Below are 19,263 nucleotides of genomic sequence, written 5' to 3' on the forward strand. Positions count from 1 at the left end.
CCTCGTCAGGCCGGGGTGATGGTGACCGGCAGGCTGTCGAGCCCGCGCAGCGTGTTGTTGAAGCGGCGTTTCGGCTCGCCCGTGATCTCGATCTTCGCGATACGCCGCGCCAGCGCCGTCAGCATCACTTCGCCTTCGAGGCGCGCGACGAGCTGGCCGACGCACATGTGGATGCCGGAGCCGAAACCGACATGGCCGGACGAGCGACGCGTGATGTCGTAGCTGTCGGGCTTGTCCCAGCGACGCGGATCGCGATTGGCGGCGGCAAGGAACATCAGCACCTTCTCACCTTCACCGATCGTCGCGCCTGATAGCTCGACCTCACGTGTGGTGGTGCGGAAGAAGGTCTGCACCGGGCTTTCGAAACGAACCGCTTCCTCGAAGGCGCTACGCGCGAGCGTGAGATCGCCGCGCAGGCGCTGCCATTGCTCGGGGAAGCGCGCGAGGCAATAGACGGCCGCGCCGATCCCGTTGACAGTGGTGTCGAGGCCAGCCGACAGCAGCGAGCGCACCAGCAGTGGCGCTTCGGTGGCCGTGATCGCGCCCTCGTCGACCTGGGCATGAATGCAGGCGCCAAAGCCGCCGGGCGCAAGGTTCTCGCGCTGGCACTGCTCGGCAACATAGGCTTGATGGGGCGTCGAACGCGCAATCGCCTCCCGGCGCAGCTCGTTGGGCGGCCCGAATGCGTTGAACACGACGCTCGCGTAGGGAATCAGATGCTCGCGCCCCGCGGATTTCAGCCCGAGCGCATCCGGGAAGATCGAGAGCGGATAGGCCTCGGCGAGGTCGGCGATCGCGTCGAAGCTGCGCCTTTCGATCAGCGCGTCCACCCGCTCCTCGGCCGCCGCGGCGAAGCGGTCGCGCACCTGCTTCATCACGGTCGGCGACAGCACCTTCGAGAGCACGGCGCGGGTCCGCGTGTGCGCGGGCGGATCGGCCTCGAGGATCAGGCTCGGCGGCCGCCACGGCGTCTCCTTCTTGAAATCGGAGAGGCCGACGCCGCGGCTGGAGCAGAACGTCGCGGGATCGTTCAGGACGGCATGGACCTCGGCATAGCGTGCCACGCCATAGACGTTCCACTTGTCGAGATAGACGACCGGACCTGCCTCCCGCAGCAGCTCGTGCGTGGGATAGGGGTCGGCGAAAAAATTCATGTCGAAGGGATCGACGTCGAGATGCGGGACGCCTGATACGGCGGAGCCAGGTGCGCTCATTGAAGTCCTCCCTCATTTTGATCTTGTGAAAGAGCCGCGCTTGCCCTTAGGTCTTCGGACACGCCGCGAGACAAAAGACCGATATGCCGCCGTCTTCGACCAGAGCCCGCCAAAGGCCCGCACCCGCCGAAACCGGGCCGACGCTCGATCTCGACCGTTATGTCCCGGCTTTCGTCACCTTCATCGCCAACAAGCTCTCGAACAGCGCCACCGCGTTCTACCAGCGCGAGTTTGGCGTCAACGTCACGGAATGGCGGATCATGTCGCTGCTGGCGATCGAGCCCGGCATTCCCGCCTCGCGGATCTGCCACGTCATCGGTTTTGACAAGGGGCCGGTGAGCCGGACGCTCGCGGGGCTGGAGAAGCGCGGGCTGGTCTCGATTCGAACCGACCCGAATGACGGCCGCACCCATTCCATCGCGCTCACGGCCAGAGGCCGCGCCACCCATGACAAGGTGATCGTCGCGGCGTTCGATCGCGAGCGGCGGCTGTTGTCCTGCCTGAGCAAGGACGAGCGCGAGGTGCTGATCGATCTGCTGCGCCGGCTGCACGAAAATCTCGGCGCAGTGACCGGCAGCAGCACCAGTTGACGCGCGCGTGAAGCGCGCGGCATCGCCGCCTTCCGGCATACGCCGGCATTTGCCCGCGGCACCCTCTCTGCCGAGCATCGTTTCCTCCAGGATCAGGCGCAGCGGTTCCCCCGCCGTCATCCTTGTTTGGAACGGTTCGCACAAATTAGTTGCTTAAGCAACAAAAGAATCATGCAGGATATTGCGGCAGAATGGCTGGCGTATTTCGCGAGCTGCTCGACCCACCCCCGTCATTGCAAGCGCAGCGAAGCAATCCAGAGCCCCACCGGGGAAAGATTCTGGATTGCTTCGCTGCGCTCGCAATGACGATGTGGACAGAGCGTGGCCTCACTCCGACTTGATCTGCCAGTGGCTACAGACCGATCCACTCACCCGACGCATCATCATGCACGCGCGCCACCGCATCGGCACGCCGCGTCAGCACGGCGCGCTGGTTGATGTAACCCTTGTCGGTGATCTCTCCTCCGTCAACCGACGGCGGCTCGGCGAGCAGCAGCGCGCGCGTCGCGTGGCCGGAGGAGTTGGTGCCCTGCTGCTTCAGCTTCGCCAGGCCCTGCGCGATCGCAGCCCTGACCCTCTCATCGCCAAGCACATCGTTGACGCCTGCCGTCTCGGGCAAGCCGGCATGGGCACGGCACGCGGCCATGTTCGGGAAGACCAGGAAGCGCACCTCGTCGCCGCCATGGCCGACGACGACGATATCCTGCGCCAGCGGCGCGAGTGCCGCGATGCCGGCGACGCGCAGCGTGCCGACGCTGACCCAGGTGCCGGAATTGAGCTTGAAGTCTTCCGCAACACGACCATCGAAGAACAACCCGCGCTCCGGCCTGTTCGCATCGGCAAGCTTCACGGCATCGCCAATGAGATAAAAGCCCTCGTCGTCGAAAGCCTGCTTCGTCAGCTCCGGCGCCTTCCAGTAACCCGGCGTGACATTGGGGCCGCGCACGCGCACCTCCAGCTTGTCGCCCGACGTGACGAGCTTCAGCTCGGTTCCGGGAATGGGCACGCCGATATTGCCCGAGCGCTCTGCGAGGAAATGACAGTCGGTCGCGAGCGGTGACGTCTCGGTCGAGCCCCAGGCCGACACCATCGGCAGCGGACGACCAACCGTCGCCACCGAAAGCTGCTCGAGCGCGTCCCAGAGGTTCTGCGGCAATGCGGCGCCGGCATAGAAGGCGAATTTCACCTCGCCGAAGAAGCGGCGGCGCAGCTCCTCGTCGCCGCGCAGCGCTGCGATCAGCATGTCGAAGCCGCGCGGCACGTTGAAATAGACCGTCGGCATCACGCTTTTCAGATTGGCGAGTGACGTTGCGAAGAGACCGGGCGCGGGCTTGCCGCCGTCGATATAGAGCGACCCGCCGTTGCGCAGCACGAGATTGAAATTGTGGTTGGCGCCAAAGGTATGGCTCCAAGGCAGCCAGTCGAGGATCACGAGATCGCCGCGGCCCGGTTCGAGAAACGTCCAGGTTTGCGCCTTGGCCTGCTGGCTCGAGGTCAGCATGCGCTGCGTATTGATGACGGCTTTCGGCGTGCCGGTCGAGCCCGAGGTGAACAGGAATTTTGCGATCGTGTCCGGCGCCACCGCGGCGAAGGCTTTTGCGACGTTGCCCGTTTCGGGCGTCGCCGCAATGTCACGGAAGGCCAGCGCATCAGCATCGCCGGCATTTCCGCTGATGATCTGCGCGCTGTGCAGCGGCTTGATCGCGGCCAGCGCCGCGGCAAACGGCTTCGTCGCGGAGACATAGATCGCGCCGGGCTCCAGCAGCGCAATCATGCTCTTGAGCTTGTCGAAATCTTTCGACATCAGCGAATAGGCCGGCGAGATCGCGGCCGAGGGCACGCCGACATGCTGGGCCGCAAGGGCGAGTAGCGCATGGTCGATGCTGTTGTCGGAGAGGATGACGACGGGACGCTCGGCGCTGAGCTCTTGCGCCAAGATCCAGCTCGCTGCTGCGCGCACCCGCCGCAGGGCACCCGCGTAGGTCATGGTGGCCCAGGGCGTGTCGGCGCTGTCGCGCTCGGCGAGGAAGATCGCATCAGGCGTCTGCCGCGCCCATTGCTCCAGCCAGTCGCCGATGCAGCGCGCGCTGTCGCGCAAGGGGTCTGGCGAGCGCAGCACGATGCTGCCGTCGGCGCGATGCTCGGCGACGGTCTTGGGCGTTGCGAACAGGCTCGAAGCGTCACCGCGTGCGGCGGTTGTCATGGTTTCCTCCTCGCCCGTATCAGGGATCGGCTACAGCCTCGTTCCGGGCCGCTTTGACCATATTGTTTGGCACGACAATTGTTGTCGTCAACAACAATCTTCCACAGAGGCCTTCGAAGCGCTAAGGTTGCTCGGCAGGAGAGATCACGTGACAGCCAGCGCAGCCCGAACTGAGCCCCGCCCCTCCCCACGCAAACGTGCCGGCAACGGCGCGGCGCGGCCGAACGACGCGGACGAGATCGGCCTCGACGCGCTGGTCGGGCACGCCGGTTATGCGGTGCGGCGCTTCCAGATCTGGATCTTTCAGGACTTCATCAAGACGCTCGGCGAGGTCGATATCAAGCCGACGCAGTATTCCGTGCTGACGGTCATCGGCGCCAATCCGGGCCTGTCCCAGATGGCGGTGGCGAAGCGGCTCGGCATCGAGCGCGCCCGGCTGGTACATCTGCTCGACAGCCTCGAACAGCGCAAGCTGGTGAAGCGGATCAAGTCGAAGGCGGACCGCCGCGCCCACGCGCTGCACCTCACCGCACCGGGGGAGACGGCGCTTGCCAAATTCAAGCGCCTCGCCGCCGAGCACGAGCGGCATGTCGTGGAGAAGATCGGCAAGGAGAACCGAGAGCGGCTGCTCCAGATCCTTGCCGGCTTCACCTGATCGAGACTGCCCAACATTTACGCAAATGCCCGTATCAGGGCGCTGGCACGACGGCCCATCAATCCTCGAAATATCCAACAAGCCACTGATCCCTCGACAATATCCGGGGCATTGCGCCTGCCCGGATTGTGTACACAATGGCACATCGCTTGCTTCAATCCGGGTAAGACCTGTTGCCGGAGTTTTGTCACCATGGGGGCTGAGCAGCCTGAAACGATCGCCGCGATTGTGGCCGCGCATCGCGCGGGCACGATCACGCCTGCGCAGACCGTCGCGCGAACCTATCAGCGCATCCGCGATCACAACGATCCCGCAATCTTCATCAGCCTGCGCGACGAGAAGGACGCGATCGCGGAGGCCGAGAAGCTTGCCGCAAGGGATGCCACCAGCCTGCCGCTCTACGGCGTGCCGATCGCGGTGAAGGACAATATCGACGCGCTGGGATTTCCGACCACCGCGGCCTGCCCGGCCTTCTCGTATACGCCGACGCATGATTCGACCGCGGTGGAGCGCCTGCGCGCGGCCGGCGCGATCATCATCGGCAAGACCAATCTCGACCAGTTCGCAACCGGCCTCGTCGGCGTGCGCTCGCCTTATGGCATCCCCAAAAATTCGATCCGCGAGGATCTCATTCCTGGAGGCTCGAGCTCTGGCTCGGCGGTCGCGGTGGGTGCCGGACTCGTGCCGCTGTCGCTGGGCACGGACACCGCCGGCAGCGGCCGGGTGCCGGCGATGCTCAACAACATCGTCGGGCTGAAGCCGAGCCTCGGCATGATCTCGACTGCTGGCCTGGTGGCGGCATGCCGCACGCTCGACTGCATCTCGGTATTCGCTTTGACCGTCGACGACGCCGCCCTCGCACTCTCCGTGATGGCGGGTCCAGACCAGGCCGACCCGTTCTCGCGCGACCGGCCGCTCGGCGCGATCACGCAGTTCCCCGCGAATTTGCGCCTCGGCGTACCGCGCAACGGACAACTGATCTTCTTCGGCGACAGGAAGGCAGAAGCCACTTACGGCGATGCGCTGAAGCGCTGGACCGCGCTCGGCGCTAAGCTGGTCGAGTTCGACCTCGAGCCGTTCTACGAGACGGCGCGGCTGCTCTATGAGGGGCCGTGGGTCGCCGAGCGTTATCTCGTGATCAAGGATCTGCTGGCATCCGCGCCTGATTCGATTCATCCGGTGACGCGCGAGATCACCGTCGCCGGCGCGCGGCTGACCGCTGCGGAAACCTTCTCTGCGCTCTACCGTTTGCAGGGCCTGCGCAAGATCGCCGAGCGCACCTTCGCCAATATCGACGCGCTGGTGCTGCCGACCGCGCCGACCGCGTATACGACCGCGCAGGTGCTGGCCAATCCGATCGAGCTCAACAGCCGGCTAGGCACCTACACCAATTTCGTCAATCTGCTCGACCTCTGTGGCCTCGCGGTACCGGCGTCGATGCGCACCGACGGCATTCCGTTCGGTATCACGCTGCTCGCGCCTGCGGGGCGCGATGCGCTGCTTGCGAGCATCGGCCGTGCATTCCATGCGGATACGAAACTGACCGTCGGCGCGAAGGGTGTGGCGCAGGCCCCGTTGGCGCCGCTTGCCGCAAGCAGCAGCGACGAGATTCCGATCGCAGTGGTCGGCGCTCACCTGTCCGGCATGGCGCTGAACGGCGAATTGAAGGCGCTCAACGGAAAGCTAATCGAAGCGACCAGGACCGCGCCCGACTACAAGCTCTACGCCCTCAAGACCACGCCCCCGAAGCCGGGCATGCTGCGCGTCGAGGCTGGCACGGGCGCGTCGATCGAGCTGGAGATCTGGTCGCTGTCGTCATCCGCGTTCGGCAGGTTCGTGAATGCAATTCCAGCGCCGATGGCAATCGGCACAATCAGGCTTGCGGACGACCGCAGCGTGAAGGGGTTTCTCGTCGAGCCGGAGGTGCTGGGCGAGGCGCGCGATATAACGGCGTATGGTGGCTGGCGGAAGTTCATGGCGGAAGCAGCGAAGACGTAGGTCTCGTAGGGTGGGCAAAGCGCAGCGTGCCCACCATCACCGCGCGTTGAGAAAGACGGTGGGCACGGCGCTTTGCGCCTTTGCCCACCCTACGGTACCGCGTTTGCCGCCCTACACCGACACCGCGTAAATCTCATACTCGCCGCGCACCAGCTCGATATGCGCGCGCATGGCGGCGGCGGCGCCCTGCTTGTCGCCGCGCATGATCGCGACGACGACGCGGTCGTGCTCGGCTTGCGACTTTGCCAATCGGCCGAGATTGCGGAACTGGGCGCGGCGGAACGGTTGCACGCGGACGCGCGTCGCCAGCGTGATCTCGGCGATGTAGCCATTCTGCGATCCCGCATAGATCGCGTTGTGGAAGCGCTCGTTGACCTCGTGGAAGCGATCGGGATTGCCGGCGTAGCTGAGCACGCGCAGCTCTTCGTGGATGGCTTCGAGACCGTGGCGCTCGGCAGCCGACATGCGCTCGGCGGCAAGGCCGGCGCAGAGCGCCTCGAGCTCCGCCATTGCCTCGAACATGCTTTTCAGCCGCTCGACCGAAGGCTGCGCCACCACCGCGCCGCGATGGGCGCGCGATTCGACGAGGCCGCTCGCCACCAGCTGGCGCAACGCCTCGCGGACCGGTGTGCGCGAGACGCTGAAGCGCCGCGCGATGTCGGTTTCATCAAGCGGCGCGCCGGGCGCCAGGGTTCCACGCACGATCTCGTCGGCGAGTTGAAGCCGCAGTTCCTCGGCGCGCGTGATCTTGTGCACGCTGGGCTGCGCCCGGTCGACGCGCGGCACCACCGGCTCGGCCGGCAATGTTCCGGGCGGAAGATCGTCAAGCGTCATACGATCAGGTCTCTTTCGACTCGTCGATGATGCTGACATGGGCGGCGGCGACGCGCCAGCCCTCCGGGAAGCGAATCCAGGTCTGCATCTGCCGGCCGACCTTGCCGGGAGCCGTGTCGCGGTAGAACAGAGTGGAGGCGACGGCCGTGTCACGGCCATAGCTGGTGATCACGGTTTTCGCGGTGCGGCGGTTCAGGCCGACCGGCGAGCGGCCAGCGCGGAAGCCGGAGATCGCCTCATAGCCGTAGAGGTTCTCGCCGATGCCGTAGCGCAGCGTGCGGGGATCGTTGCGGAAGAGCTCGCCGAGCACGGCGACGTCGTTGGTGATCAGGGCCTGCTCATAGCGCTCGAACGCGGCCTTCACTTCCGCGATCACCTCGGGGAGATCGATCTCCATTCTAAATTCCTCTCAAAGTCCCCTTGGCGACGGCGCGGATACCACGCCCATCTGCTCCAATGCGTGCGCGACGCGCAGCGCGATATCCTCGCGCCAGGGCGCGGCGATGATCTGGACGCCGATCGGCAGCGGCTCGAGCGGCACAGGCACGGCGACGACCGGCAACCCGATGAACGAGATCGGCTGGGTGTGGATGCCGATATTGGCGCGAACCGGCAACTCGACGCCGTCGAGCGTGAAATTCACCTGGCCAAGCTTCGGCGCGGTACAGGGCGTGGCCGGCGCAATCAGCACGTCGACGGATTTGAAGATCTCGGCGAGCTGCGCGCGATACCAGCGGCGGAATTTCTGCGCGCGGTCGACCAGCGGCGCCGGCACCATGGCGCCGGCGATCAGCCGGTCGCGCACGGCGGGATCGAAATCGTTCGGGCGCTTGCGCAGGCGATCGAGATGCAGCGAGGCGCCTTCGGTGGTGGTGATGACATAGGCGGCCGCGCGGGCGCGCGAGGCTTCAGGCACGTCAACGATCTTCGTCACCCCGAGCGCCTTGGCGACGCGGCTGACGGCTTCGACGGCCTCGGGAAACACGTTCTTCTGAAAGTGCCCGCCGGCAATCGCGATGCGCAGGTCCGAAATCGGATTGGCGAGCAGCGGCACCGTCGGTTCGAGGCCACGCGTGGTGCAGGCAGCATCATCCGCATCGGGTCCCTGCATCGCGTCATAGGCGAGCGCGAGGTCGGCGGCGGAGCGCGCGAACGGACCGAGATGATCGAGGCTCGCGACGAATGGGAACGAGCGCGCCCGCGACAGCCGGCCATAGGTCGGCTTCAAACCAAAGATGCCGCAGAAGGAGGACGGCACGCGGATCGAACCATTGGTGTCCGAGCCGAGCGCGATCGGCACCAGCGCGCCGCCAACTGCGCTCCCCGAACCACCGGACGAGCCGCCGGTCATCCGGGTCGTGTCATGCGGATTGCGCGAGGGACCGTCATGGACGTTCTCGCCGGTGAAGTCGTAGGCGTATTCGCCCATGTTGAGCGCGCCGACGAGCACGGCGCCGGCGGCTTCCATCCGCTCGATCAGCGTGGCATCGCGTTTCGCTGGCGCAAGGTCGCGGTTGATCTTCGAGCCGGCGCGTGTCGGCAGGCCTGCGACGTCAAACAGGTTCTTCACCGCGAAGGGAACGCCGGCAAGTGGGCCAACCTCCTTGCCCGCCGCGATGTCGGCGTCGATCGCACGCGCCTTCGCACGGGCGCGATCGGCGGTGAGGTCGGTGAAGGAATTGAGGACGCCATCGTGCTGCTTGATGCGCGCAAGCGCAGCTTCGGTGGCATCGCGTGCCGACATCTTGCCGCCGGCCACAGCCTTGGCGATGTCCGCAGCCGTCATCTCTGGCTTGGTGGTCATGGCGGGGTCAGACCGTGAAGATCGGCGCGGGCTCGGTCTCGTCCGGCAGCGCGAATTCGTCGACCAGTCGGCCAAGCCGGAGCGAGACTTCGAGATTGGCGCGCACCGCCGGCCTCCAGGCCTCCTCGACCGGCAGCGCCAGCGCTTTCGATACGGCGTCGATATACTCGTCCAGCGGCTCGGCCATCACGCTCCCAAACAATCTCTCAGTGCACTCTTAGTGGACCTGCAACGGCGGATGCGGGATCGCCGTCAGCAGCTCCTTGGTATAGTCGTCCTGCGGATCGCTGAGGACCTTTTCGGAAGGGCCCTCTTCGACGATTCGACCTGTCCGCATGACAATGACACGATCGCACAACAAGCGCACTACGTTCAAATCATGCGAGACGAACAGATAACTCATACCTAAGCGCGCTTTCAGGTCCTGAAGCAGATTGAGGACCACGGCCTGCACCGAGACGTCCAGCGCCGCGGTCGGCTCGTCCAGGATGACGAGTTTTGGATGCAGCGCGATGGCGCGCGCGATGCCGACGCGGGCCTTCTGGCCGCCGGAGAGCTGGTGCGGAAACCGATCCAGCAGATTGTGCGGCAGCCCGACCATGGTGGCGAGCTCCTCGCAGCGCGCTCGCAGTGCATCGCGGCCCCTGATGTCGCCGAGCTGCATGATGGGGTCGGCGATGGCGCGGGCGGCGGTGAAACGCGGGTTGAGGCTGTCGGTCGGGTCCTGGAACACCATCTGGATGCGGCTGCGCTGCGGCAGCCGGGCAAACGACGCCGGCTGGATGGCGCCGATGTCCTCGCCGTCGAACTGGATCAGGCCCGAGGTCTGGTCGAGCAGCCGCATCACCATCATCGACGTCGTCGATTTGCCGCAGCCGGACTCGCCGACCAGGCCGACGCTCTCGCCATGGCCGATGGAGAGGCTGATGCCGTCGACGGCGCGGAAGACGTCCGGCTCCACCGGCGGCTTGCGGCCGAACAGTTTTCCGAGCGTGGCGGTGGCGCCCTGGCGGGGATACTCTTTCACGAGCTTTTCGATGAGCAGGAGGGGCTTGGAGGTCTCACCTTGCGAAGGCTGATGGATGGCCGGGTCAGGCCCGGCCATGACGGCTGCGGATGAGGACGCGCCCTCCTCCTCGGCCAACAAATCCCGCAAGGACACGCCGAGCCGCGGCGTCGCGCGCATCAGCTTCTTGGTGTAGGGGTGCTGCGGGTTGGCGAAGATGTCGGCGGCTTTCGCGGTCTCGACCACGCGGCCCTTTTCCATCACCACGACGCGGTCGCAATAGGCTGCGGCCAAACCCAGATCATGCGTGATCAGGATGGTCGACATCGCACGCCGCTTGGTCAGCTCGACGATCAGGTCCATCACCGCCTTCTGGGTGGTAACGTCGAGGCCGGTGGTCGGCTCGTCCGCAATCAGGAGCTGCGGATTGCAGGCGAGCGCGAGCGCGATGACGACGCGCTGGCACATGCCGCCTGACAGCTCGAACGGATAGGCGTGGTAGCGCTCGCGCGGGCGGGCGATCTTGACCTGCTCCAGCGCCTCGATCGCCTTTTCTCCGTGGTCCGAAACCATCGCCTGCTGCACATGAGTACGCAGCACGTCCTCGATCTGGTCGCCGACTTTCCGGATCGGGTTGAGCGCGGCGCGCGGGTTCTGGAAGATCATCGAGACTTCGCGCCCGCGCAGGTCGCGCATCTGGCCTTCGGATGCCGCCTTCACGTCGATGCCCGAGAACATCACCGAGCCCTCGGCGATCCGCCCCGCCCGGTCGAGGATGCGCATCACCGCATAGGACGTCACCGACTTGCCGGAGCCGGACTCGCCGACGATGGCGAGCGTCTCGCCCTTGGCGACGGAAATGTTGACGTGCTGGACGGCTTTGACGATGCCGCGGCGGGTGGTGAATTCGACCGTGAGGTCCTGGACGTCGAGCAGGGGCTGGGCGGTCATGCGGACCTCCCGATCAAAAATGTCGAAAACAACCCCATGCACAGTAGAATGGGGTTGGAATCATTGGTGAATTTCGGCGGGAAATTTGCGTGTGAGGCGGGCACCGGCCTCTCATTCCCTCCCCCCTTGCTGGGGAGGGGCAGGGAGAGGGCTAGCCACGAGCTCAGACCTCGCCCGGGGCTACCCCTCTCCCATAGCCGAAGCTTCGCTTCGGCGTTGACTAAGAGGACGGCCGCCGAAGGCGGCCTGTGCCTCCCCCGCAAGGGGGGAGGGAGCGCATCGGCGTGCTTGGAAACAATCATCACGTCCTCCGCTGCGGGTCGACGATGTCGCGGAGGCCGTCGCCGAGGAGGTTGAAGCAGAACACGGCGATCATCAGAGCAAGGCCGGGGAATAGCGCGATCCACCATTCGCCCGACACCATGAAGCCCGCGCCTTCGGCGACCATGATGCCCCATTCGGCGGTCGGCGGGCGGACGCCGAGGCCGATGAAGGACAGCCCCGCGGCATTGAGGATGGCGTAGCCCATGGTCAGCGACATCTGCACGATCATGATCGGCATGATGTTCGGCAAGATGTGCACCAGCAGGATGCGGAATTCGCCGTTGCCCGACAGACGCGCGGCCTGCACGAAGCCGGCATTGCGGCGGACATTGGCCTCGGCGCGCGCGACGCGGGCATAGAGCGGAAAGTTCACGATGGCCGTGGCCAGAATGATGTTCTGCACGGTGTTGCCGAGGGCGGCGACGATGCCCATCGCCAGCACGAACAGCGGAAACGCCATGATGGTATCGGCGATACGGCCGACGATGCGATCGGTCCAGCCGCCGAAATAGCCGGCCGCGATGCCGGCGAGGCCGCCCATCAGGAACACCAGCACGACGGAGGCGACCGCGATGAACGTATCGAGCCGTGTCGCCACGACGACGCGGCTGAAGATGTCGCGGCCGAGCTGATCGGTGCCGAACCAATGCGCCATCGACGGCGGCTTCAGCGCCGCGGCGGTATCGGAAGCGAGTGGATCATACGGCACCACGTAGGGGCCGAAGATCGCCGCGATAAGGATCACGATCAGCAGCGCGAAGGCGAAACCCGTGACCTTGTTCTCGCCGAGAACGTAGCGGGTCTGTTCGAGGATCGCGACCAGCCCTGATGTCCGCGCGGGACCGACGGGTTCAACAGCAGGCGCAACGGAGCTCATGATCTAGCCCTCCAACCTGACACGCGGATCGATCACGCCGTAGAGAATGTCGATCACGAGATTGAGCAGCACGTACATGACCGCCATGGTCAGCACAAAACCTTGCACGGGCGCGAAGTCCGACGAGATCAGCGCCTCCACCGCGTAGGAGCCGATGCCGGGCCAGGCGAACACTTTTTCCACCAGCACGTTGGCCCCTAACAGAAACGAGAACACCATGCTGAGCGTGGTGATCACGGGGAGCATCGCATTGCGGAACGCGTAGGTGACGATGACCGTTGTCGGCGACAGGCCGCTGGCGCGTGCCGTGCGCACGAACTCCGACGACAATACCGCCAGCATCGAGGCGCGCGTCATGCGCGCGATCGGCGCCAGCGAGAAGATCGCAAGCGTCGTCGCCGGCAGGATGAGCTGGCTCAGCGCCGAGCGGAACGCCTCGAAGTCGCGCGCGATCAGGGTGTCGATCAGATAGAAGCCGGTCACCGTCGGCGGCGCGCTGTAGAACACATCGAGGCGGCCGAGCGGCGCGGGTGACCAGCCTAGCCTGAAGTAGAAGACATAGACCAGCACCAGGCCGGTGAAGAACACGGGTAACGACACGCCGGCCGTCGTCGTGACACGGCAGAGATGGTCGACCCATGATCCCGGCCGCGTCGCCGCCAGCACGCCGAGCGGGATCGCAATCACGACCGAAACGATGAGGCCGAGCAGCGTGAGCTCGGCGGAAGCCGGCAGGCGGTTGCGGATCTCGGCCGCGACCGGCTGGCCCGTGGTGAGCGAGTTGCCGAAATCGCCATGGGCGAGGTCGTTGGTGTAGCGGAAAAACTGCTCGATCAGCGGCCTGTCGAGCCCGAGCTTCTTGCGGATCTGCTCAACGGCTTCCTTGGTCGCGGCGGGACCGGCGAAGTATGCGGCGGGATCACCGGGCAACGCGCGCGTCAGCAGGAAGGTGACGATGACGACCCCGATCAGCGAGGGAATCGCGAACATCAGGCGCTTGCCGATCATGGTCAGCATGGGAGCGCTCTCCTTCTGCTTGGCAATTGTGAGCAGGCTGGCTCCGCTGCGTTCCCTCCCCCCTTGCGGGGGAGGGCTAGGGAGAGGGGTGGCCCCAGGAGAGGTCGGAGTTCGTGGCTACCCCTCTCCCCGACCCTCCCCCGCAAGGGGGGAGGGAGCGAGAGATTGGTGGCCATCTCACGCGATGACGAAACCGCATCGCGAGCAGAGAGACAAACACATGCCGATGCGTCGCCGACGATCAGCATGACGGCTCACCCCTTCACCAGCGCGCGGTAATCCAGCCTCCGGTGGAACCAGTATTGGTAGCCGCTGATGTTCTTCTGCATCGCGACGTTGACGAAGGGCTGGTACAGCGGGATGCGCGGGATGTCGGTGAAAGCGAGATCGACGAAGCCCTTCACGTCGGCATCGTAGGTCGCAGTGTCGCCGGTCGCCGCCGCCGTGCGGGCGCCGTCGATCAGCTTGTCCATCTCCGCCGACTTGTAGCTCATGGTGTTGAAGACGGAATTGTTGCCGTGATAGCACCAGTAGAAGAAGTACTCGGGGTAATCGAGCCAGCCCGAGAACACGTTGGTGAAGAGCGGCATCTCCTTCTTGTTCAGCTCGGTGCGCCAGTTGGCGCCGGGCACCTTGTTGATGGTCGTCTTGATGCCGATCTGCGCGAGAGATTCCTGCACCAGCACGCAGAGCGGCTCGTTGACGCCCGCGAAGTTGAGATCGAACGAGATCGTGGTCTCGAAGCCGTTGGCGAGGCCTGCCTCCGCCATCAGCGTTTTCGCCTTCTCAATGTCGGTGTTGTATTTGTGCGGCTGCGGCCAGGCGACTTCGGTCGGCTTGTCCTTGGGCGCGCCGAACATCGGGTTGGCGAGGCCGAACATCACCGCGTCCATGATCTTCTGATAGGGCAGCGCATAGGCAACCGCCTGGCGAACTTTTGGATTATCGAACGGCGGCTTGGTGACGTTCATGCCGATATACTGGATGCCGTTGGAGAACGGCAGCGACACGACGTTGAGCTTGCCGTTCGCCTTCATCTCCTGAAAGTCCTTGTTGGGCAGCTCGTAGGAGATGTCGGCGTCGCCGCGCTCCAGCAGCGCGCGGCGGTTGCCGGCCTGCGGCACCATGCGCCAGATCACGCGCTTGATCTTCGGCAAGGGACCGCAGACCCAATCCTCGTTGCGCTCCATGATGACTTCGGTGCCGGCGGTCCACTTCGTCACCTTGTAGGCGCCGGAGCCCGCGGTCTGCTGCTTGGTGAATTCGAGACCCCAGGGGTCCTTCTCACTGGCGTTCTTCTTCACCAGCTCGGAGTTGACGATGCAGGGCACGATGACCGCGAGATCGGGGATCGTGAGCTTGTCCTTTTTCAGGAAGTCGACGCGCACGGTGGTGTCGTCGATCACGACGAACTGCTCCGGCTTGGTCAGCGAGCCCGCGCTCATCTGGAAGGTCGGGAAACCGCCGACGCTGACGGCGCGGTCGAGCGACCACTTCACATCCTTGGCGGTGACGGGCGTGCCGTCGTGGAATTTGGCGTTCTTGCGCAGCTTGAAGGTGACCGACATGTCGTCGATCTTCATCTCCTCGGCGAGTTCGCCCTTGAACTTGTCGCGGTCGTAATAGGGCACGCCGCCGGGGCCGACCTTCATCTCGTGGCTGATCAGGCGGTCGTAGCAATTCCACGACACTTCATAGCCGGGCACGTTGGTGCCGACGCCGTGGATGTCGAGATTGTTCGGGCCGCCTTCCGAGACGATCAGCAGCGTCTCCGAACGCGCATCGGCATAGGCGGTGGAGACGACCTGTGGGATCGCCGGAAGCGCCGCGCCTGCGGCCAATCCGGACACGGACTTGAGGAAATCGCGGCGCTTCATGGAAAATGCTCCAACGCAAAAGTTTCTGGTTGGAACAGGGATTCGCAAGGTTCGTGCCAGCGCTTAATGGGTTCTTAATTTCCATATAAAGCGTTGATTCCAATCTATTTTTTGTGATTTCGGCGGCTGATCGCCTTTTGGGCAAGCCGGTCAATTGCATACAAAGATGCGATTCTGCTTCAAAAATAAGCTGAAAGATTGAGCGCTGCTGGATTGAGCAGGACGTCGCAGATGGCCTGGGCGGTTCAGCCCGCCCAGATCAGATCCTGCAACTCGACGAGATCGTTCGCCCTGTCCTGCCAGCCCTCGATACAGACGTGGCTGTTGAGGTCACTGGCGCGGTGCAGCAGCATCAGCGCCATCAGCCGGCGCTTGAGCGCATAGTCCGGCTTTGCATAGCCAAAGCCCTCGAGCAGACTGCGCACCCTCCCCGGCCGGCCGGCCGCCATGAAGGCGCCGGGGCCGAGCAGATCGTAGTCGCGCCATCCCGTCAGCACGTCGCCGAAGTCGAACAGGCCCGCGAGCGACCATTGATCGTCATGACAGGCGAGCAGGAAGTTCTGAGGGATATATTCGCCGACCAGGATCACCGGCGGCGCATCCATCGGGATCAGTTTTGCAGCGTCACGCAGGAGATCGTCGAGGCCTTCGAGGAATTTCGGCGCAAGGCCGAGGCGCATGTGCCGCGCCTTGCAGCCCTGCATCTGGGCGCGCATGAACGCATCCCAGCGCGGCTCGATCTCCGCCAGCGGTCCGAGCGGTGCGCGCTGCACGGCGGCGATGGTCTCGCCGATCTGGCGCAGCAGGCGCTCCTTCTGCGCTTCGGCCAATTGCGGCCACACCTCCGAGCCGAGCGTGCCGGCAAGACGCGTGATGACGAGATAGGGCCAGCCATCGCGCTCACCCTCCGCGACGATCTCCGGGATCGGCAGATGAAGGCGGCCGGCAAGCTGCGCCAGCGACCCGCGTTCGGACACGAATTGCGCGCCGAGCTGCGGCGGGAAGATTTTCAGGATCAGCTTCTCACTGAGGCCGACGACGAGATTGGTGCCGGTCGCAAACACGTGCGGCGCGCTGATATCGAGACCGTGGCTGCGCGCGATGTCGAGCGCAATTCCCAGCCATTGCCGTGGATCAGAGCGAAAGGCGAGAAAGCTGTCCGCATCGGCGAAGTGAGGTAGTTTCATCGACATCGCGACCTTATGCATTTCAAAAACAGTTCCCCTCGCGGCCCATCCTTCGAGACGCCCCGCTTTGGCGGGGCTCCTCAGGATGAGGGCGGAGTGCGTGGCAGCGATTTTGGCAGGCACCGATGCCGCTTAGCCTCATCCTGAGGAGGCCGCGAAGCGGTCGTCTCGAAGGACGAGGCGCGCACTCACGCATACGCTACCGGTCCGGGCTGGCGCGCTCGAACTGGCGCAGCAGCTTGTTGCCGCGCTCGACCGCGGCATCGAGCGCGGCCTGCGCGCCCTTCTGGCCGGTAAAGGCCTGCTCCAGCTCGTCCTCGATTGCGCCGCGGATCAGCACGAAGGAGCCGAGCCGGATGCCCTTCGAGTTCTCCGTCGGCTGATGCAGCGTGATCTCCTCGAACGAGATCGCGGAGCCCGGATTGCGCTCGTAAAAACCCTGCGCGCGCGTCAGCTCGAAGGCGGCGCGGGTGATCGGCAGATAGCCGGTGTTCTGGTGCCAGGCGGCCTGCACGCCGGGCTGCGACAGATAGGCGAAGAACCGTGCCACGCCCTTGTATTCCGCGCGCGGGCGGTCGCGCAGCACCCACAGCGTGGCACCGCCGATAATCGAGTTCTGCGGCGCGTTCTTCACATCGGGCCAGTACGGCATCATGCCGTAGCCGATATCGAACTTCGAATTCGCCTTGATGTCGGCCCGCGTCGCCGAGGAGCCGATGAAGATGCCGCATTCGCCCTTCTGGAAGCGCGGCTCGGCCGACTGCCCGCGGCCGCCGTAATCGAACACCTTGTCCTTCTGCCACTCGGCGAGCTGGGCGATGTGTTGCACGACGACCGGGTTGTTGATGGTCAGCTCGGCATCCAGCCCCGCAAAGCCATTGGTCCGCGTCGCGAGCGGCAGATTGTGGAAGGCGGAGAAATTCTCGATGTGGATCCAGGACGGCCAGGAGGTGGTGAAGCCGCACACAGCGCCGCGCTCGCGCAGGCGTTTTGCGGCAAGCCCAAGCTCGGGCCATGTCTTCGGCGGCGTCTCCGGATCGAGGCCCGCGTCGCGGAACATGGTCTTGTTGTAATAGAGGATCGGCGTCGAGGAATTGAACGGGAAGGACAACAGATTGCCGGCCGCATCGGTGTAATAGCCGGAGACTGCGGGAAGGTAATCGCCCAGCGAGAACGGCTCGTTCATGTCCCGCATCATGGTGAACACGGGATAGATCGCGCCCTTGGCCGCGGTCATGGTGGCGGTCGCGACCTCGTTGACCTGGACGATCGCCGGTTGGCTGCGCGAGCGGAAGGCGAAGATCGCCGCCGTCACCGTCTCGGTGTAGTTGCCCTTGTAAGCAGGCACGATGCGGTAATCGGACTGCGAGGCGTTGAAGTCGGCGGCGAGCTTCTCGAGCTGCCGGCCAAGCTCGCCGGACATGGCGTGCCACAGCGCGATGTCGGTTGCGGCGCGCGCCTGAAGAGGCATTGCGAGGACGATGAAAGCGGCGAGGATCCGCAAAAGACTCGATGCTGAAATCACGATGGCTCTTCCCGTGTCGCGCGGCAAAGGCGACCGTACCTGCTTAAGGCGCGGCATTTCCTGTTTCAACCGGGAATGAACGGCGGCCGCGCCGCACAATCGCTCCGCCGGGTGCGGCGGGATGGCCTTCCCTCAACCATCTGCTAGATTGCATTGAACCTTTTTGCTTCGCCATAGACTCCACCACTGAGGGGTTGAGTGTGCCAGTGCTGAACCGTGCCGAACTCTCGCGGACCGGGTTGATCTTCGTCGCGCTTCTGCTCGCGGTCTGCGCGACGAGCGCAGCTGCGCGCGAATTCCGCGCCGCCGACACCCAGGCCGAGGATTACCCGACCGTCCAGGCGCTGCGCTACATGGGCGCGCTGATTGCCGAGCGCACCGGCGGCCGGCACGAGATCAAGGTGTTCCATTCCCGTCAGCTCGGCGAAGAGAAGGAGACCATCGAGCAGACCAGGGTCGGCGCGATCGACCTTAACCGGACCAATGTGGCGCTGATCGGCAACTTCGTCCCGGCGATGAACGTGCTCGCCATGCCGTTCCTGTTCCGGTCCATCGAGCACATGCAGAAGGTGCTGGACGGGCCGATCGGCAGCGAGATCCTCGGCAGTTTCGAGCCCTACGGCTTCGTCGGGCTCGCCTTCTACGATTCCGGCGCGCGGTCGATCTACAACGGCGTCCGTCCGATACGAAGTGTCGCCGACCTCAAGGGATTGCGGATCCGGGTGCAGCAGTCGGAGTTGATGAGCGAGATGATTCGCTCGCTCGGCGCCGAGCCGGTCGAGATGCCCTACGGGCAGGTGCTCACCGGGCTTGCCAACCATCTGATCGACGGTGCCGAAAACAACTGGCCATCTTTCGTGACGACAGACCATTACAAACATGCCGGCCACCTCGCGCTCACCGAGCACACGATGAGCCCGGAAGTGCTGGTGATCTCGCTGAAGGCCTGGAAGAGCCTGTCGGCCGACGACCAGCAGATATTCCGCGAAGCCGCGGCTCGCTCCAGCCGGTTCATGCGCGAGAAGTGGCGCGACCTCGAAGAGCAGTCGCAGCACAAGGCTGAAGCCGCCGGCATCACCGTCGCCAGGGATATCGACCGCAAGCCGTTCGAGGGCGCGATGGCTGCGATCTATGCCAAGGCGGGGCGCGATCCCGCCGCGGCCGCGCTGATCGAACGCATTCGCAAGGTGGAGTGAGCCGC

16 protein-coding genes are annotated in these 19,263 nt (G+C 64.9%); 4 read left to right on the forward strand and 12 right to left on the reverse strand.

Annotated elements, in window-relative coordinates; translation table 11 throughout:
* Nucleotides 1-5: 5 nt before the first annotated feature.
* Complete coding sequence (locus ACVJ5M_RS02005; protein WP_063979939.1) at nt 6-1,214, reverse strand: cytochrome P450; 1,209 nt, start codon at nt 1,212-1,214, stop codon at nt 6-8.
* 83 nt (nt 1,215-1,297) lie between these two features.
* Here ACVJ5M_RS02005 and ACVJ5M_RS02010 point away from each other — a divergent pair, with 83 nt between their 5' ends.
* On the forward strand, nt 1,298-1,804 hold the full coding sequence (locus ACVJ5M_RS02010) for a MarR family winged helix-turn-helix transcriptional regulator (protein ID WP_063979940.1): 507 nt from the start codon (nt 1,298-1,300) through the stop codon (nt 1,802-1,804).
* 352 nt (nt 1,805-2,156) lie between these two features.
* On the opposite strand, the gene ACVJ5M_RS02015 is transcribed toward ACVJ5M_RS02010, so the two are convergent.
* Entirely contained in the window at nt 2,157-4,007 is a 1,851-nt protein-coding gene (locus ACVJ5M_RS02015; RefSeq protein WP_063979941.1) for a feruloyl-CoA synthase, read from the reverse strand.
* Between the two features lie 148 nt (nt 4,008-4,155).
* Here ACVJ5M_RS02015 and ACVJ5M_RS02020 point away from each other — a divergent pair, with 148 nt between their 5' ends.
* Together ACVJ5M_RS02020 and atzF are read left to right on the forward strand one after the other, a co-directional pair.
* A complete protein-coding gene (locus ACVJ5M_RS02020) occupies nt 4,156-4,662 on the forward strand; it encodes a MarR family winged helix-turn-helix transcriptional regulator (RefSeq protein ID WP_063979942.1) in 507 nt (168 codons plus the stop codon).
* Nucleotides 4,663-4,854: 192 nt separating this feature from the next.
* On the forward strand, nt 4,855-6,660 hold the full coding sequence (gene atzF / locus ACVJ5M_RS02025) for an allophanate hydrolase (protein ID WP_063979943.1): 1,806 nt from the start codon (nt 4,855-4,857) through the stop codon (nt 6,658-6,660).
* A gap of 111 nt (nt 6,661-6,771) precedes the next feature.
* Here atzF and ACVJ5M_RS02030 read toward each other — a convergent pair whose 3' ends face one another.
* The 10 genes from ACVJ5M_RS02030 to ugpB all read right to left on the reverse strand — a co-directional run bounded on the left by ACVJ5M_RS02030 (nt 6,772) and on the right by ugpB (nt 18,119).
* Nucleotides 6,772-7,494 carry a GntR family transcriptional regulator gene (locus ACVJ5M_RS02030; RefSeq protein WP_014491242.1) on the reverse strand — a complete coding sequence of 241 codons (723 nt, stop codon included), beginning with the start codon at nt 7,492-7,494 and terminating at the stop codon, nt 6,772-6,774.
* A 4-nt stretch (nt 7,495-7,498) separates the two neighbouring features.
* Nucleotides 7,499-7,891, reverse strand: a complete 393-nt coding sequence (gene hpxZ, locus ACVJ5M_RS02035) for an oxalurate catabolism protein HpxZ (protein WP_063979944.1) — start codon at nt 7,889-7,891, stop codon at nt 7,499-7,501.
* Between the two features lie 12 nt (nt 7,892-7,903).
* A complete protein-coding gene (locus ACVJ5M_RS02040) occupies nt 7,904-9,298 on the reverse strand; it encodes an AtzE family amidohydrolase (RefSeq protein WP_063979945.1) in 1,395 nt (464 codons plus the stop codon).
* A 7-nt stretch (nt 9,299-9,305) separates the two neighbouring features.
* Nucleotides 9,306-9,485 carry a DUF4089 domain-containing protein gene (locus ACVJ5M_RS02045; protein ID WP_063979946.1) on the reverse strand — a complete coding sequence of 60 codons (180 nt, stop codon included), beginning with the start codon at nt 9,483-9,485 and terminating at the stop codon, nt 9,306-9,308.
* A 30-nt stretch (nt 9,486-9,515) separates the two neighbouring features.
* Nucleotides 9,516-11,255 (reverse strand): dipeptide ABC transporter ATP-binding protein, encoded by a 1,740-nt coding sequence (locus tag ACVJ5M_RS02050; protein ID WP_063979947.1) that lies wholly within the window; start codon nt 11,253-11,255, stop codon nt 9,516-9,518.
* A 301-nt stretch (nt 11,256-11,556) separates the two neighbouring features.
* A complete protein-coding gene (locus ACVJ5M_RS02055; RefSeq protein WP_063979948.1) occupies nt 11,557-12,456 on the reverse strand; it encodes an ABC transporter permease in 900 nt (299 codons plus the stop codon).
* Nucleotides 12,457-12,459: 3 nt separating this feature from the next.
* Nucleotides 12,460-13,473: an ABC transporter permease gene (locus tag ACVJ5M_RS02060; protein WP_063979949.1), complete on the reverse strand. Its 1,014-nt coding sequence runs from the start codon at nt 13,471-13,473 to the stop codon at nt 12,460-12,462.
* Between the two features lie 254 nt (nt 13,474-13,727).
* The gene (locus ACVJ5M_RS02065) at nt 13,728-15,350 is read right to left on the reverse strand and encodes an ABC transporter substrate-binding protein (RefSeq protein ID WP_283017824.1); all 1,623 of its coding nucleotides are present in this window, start codon (nt 15,348-15,350) and stop codon (nt 13,728-13,730) included.
* A gap of 245 nt (nt 15,351-15,595) precedes the next feature.
* Complete coding sequence (locus ACVJ5M_RS02070; RefSeq protein WP_231143704.1) at nt 15,596-16,543, reverse strand: aminoglycoside phosphotransferase family protein; 948 nt, start codon at nt 16,541-16,543, stop codon at nt 15,596-15,598.
* Between the two features lie 193 nt (nt 16,544-16,736).
* Nucleotides 16,737-18,119, reverse strand: a complete 1,383-nt coding sequence (ugpB, locus tag ACVJ5M_RS02075) for a sn-glycerol-3-phosphate ABC transporter substrate-binding protein UgpB (protein WP_063979951.1) — start codon at nt 18,117-18,119, stop codon at nt 16,737-16,739.
* Nucleotides 18,120-18,262: 143 nt separating this feature from the next.
* On the opposite strand from ugpB, the gene ACVJ5M_RS02080 reads away from it, so the two are divergent.
* Complete coding sequence (locus ACVJ5M_RS02080; RefSeq protein WP_063985935.1) at nt 18,263-19,258, forward strand: TRAP transporter substrate-binding protein; 996 nt, start codon at nt 18,263-18,265, stop codon at nt 19,256-19,258.
* Nucleotides 19,259-19,263 lie beyond the last annotated feature (5 nt).

This window comes from Bradyrhizobium sp. S3.7.6 (genome assembly GCF_054061875.1).

Bases quoted from the DNA above. Each gene is read 5' to 3' on its own strand.
- ACVJ5M_RS02005 (WP_063979939.1), bottom strand. From the start codon at position 1,214: ATGAGCGCACCTGGCTCCGCCGTATCAGGCGTCCCGCATCTCGACGTC.
- ACVJ5M_RS02010 (WP_063979940.1), top strand. From the start codon at position 1,298: ATGCCGCCGTCTTCGACCAGAGCCCGCCAAAGGCCCGCACCCGCCGAA.
- ACVJ5M_RS02015 (WP_063979941.1), bottom strand. From the start codon at position 4,007: ATGACAACCGCCGCACGCGGTGACGCTTCGAGCCTGTTCGCAACGCCC.
- atzF (WP_063979943.1), top strand. From the start codon at position 4,855: ATGGGGGCTGAGCAGCCTGAAACGATCGCCGCGATTGTGGCCGCGCAT.
- ACVJ5M_RS02030 (WP_014491242.1), bottom strand. From the start codon at position 7,494: ATGACGCTTGACGATCTTCCGCCCGGAACATTGCCGGCCGAGCCGGTG.
- hpxZ (WP_063979944.1), bottom strand. From the start codon at position 7,891: ATGGAGATCGATCTCCCCGAGGTGATCGCGGAAGTGAAGGCCGCGTTC.
- ACVJ5M_RS02040 (WP_063979945.1), bottom strand. From the start codon at position 9,298: ATGACCACCAAGCCAGAGATGACGGCTGCGGACATCGCCAAGGCTGTG.
- ACVJ5M_RS02045 (WP_063979946.1), bottom strand. From the start codon at position 9,485: ATGGCCGAGCCGCTGGACGAGTATATCGACGCCGTATCGAAAGCGCTG.
- ACVJ5M_RS02050 (WP_063979947.1), bottom strand. From the start codon at position 11,255: ATGACCGCCCAGCCCCTGCTCGACGTCCAGGACCTCACGGTCGAATTC.
- ACVJ5M_RS02055 (WP_063979948.1), bottom strand. From the start codon at position 12,456: ATGAGCTCCGTTGCGCCTGCTGTTGAACCCGTCGGTCCCGCGCGGACA.
- ACVJ5M_RS02060 (WP_063979949.1), bottom strand. From the start codon at position 13,473: ATGCTGACCATGATCGGCAAGCGCCTGATGTTCGCGATTCCCTCGCTG.
- ACVJ5M_RS02065 (WP_283017824.1), bottom strand. From the start codon at position 15,350: ATGAAGCGCCGCGATTTCCTCAAGTCCGTGTCCGGATTGGCCGCAGGC.
- ACVJ5M_RS02070 (WP_231143704.1), bottom strand. From the start codon at position 16,543: ATGTCGATGAAACTACCTCACTTCGCCGATGCGGACAGCTTTCTCGCC.
- ugpB (WP_063979951.1), bottom strand. From the start codon at position 18,119: ATGCCGCGCCTTAAGCAGGTACGGTCGCCTTTGCCGCGCGACACGGGA.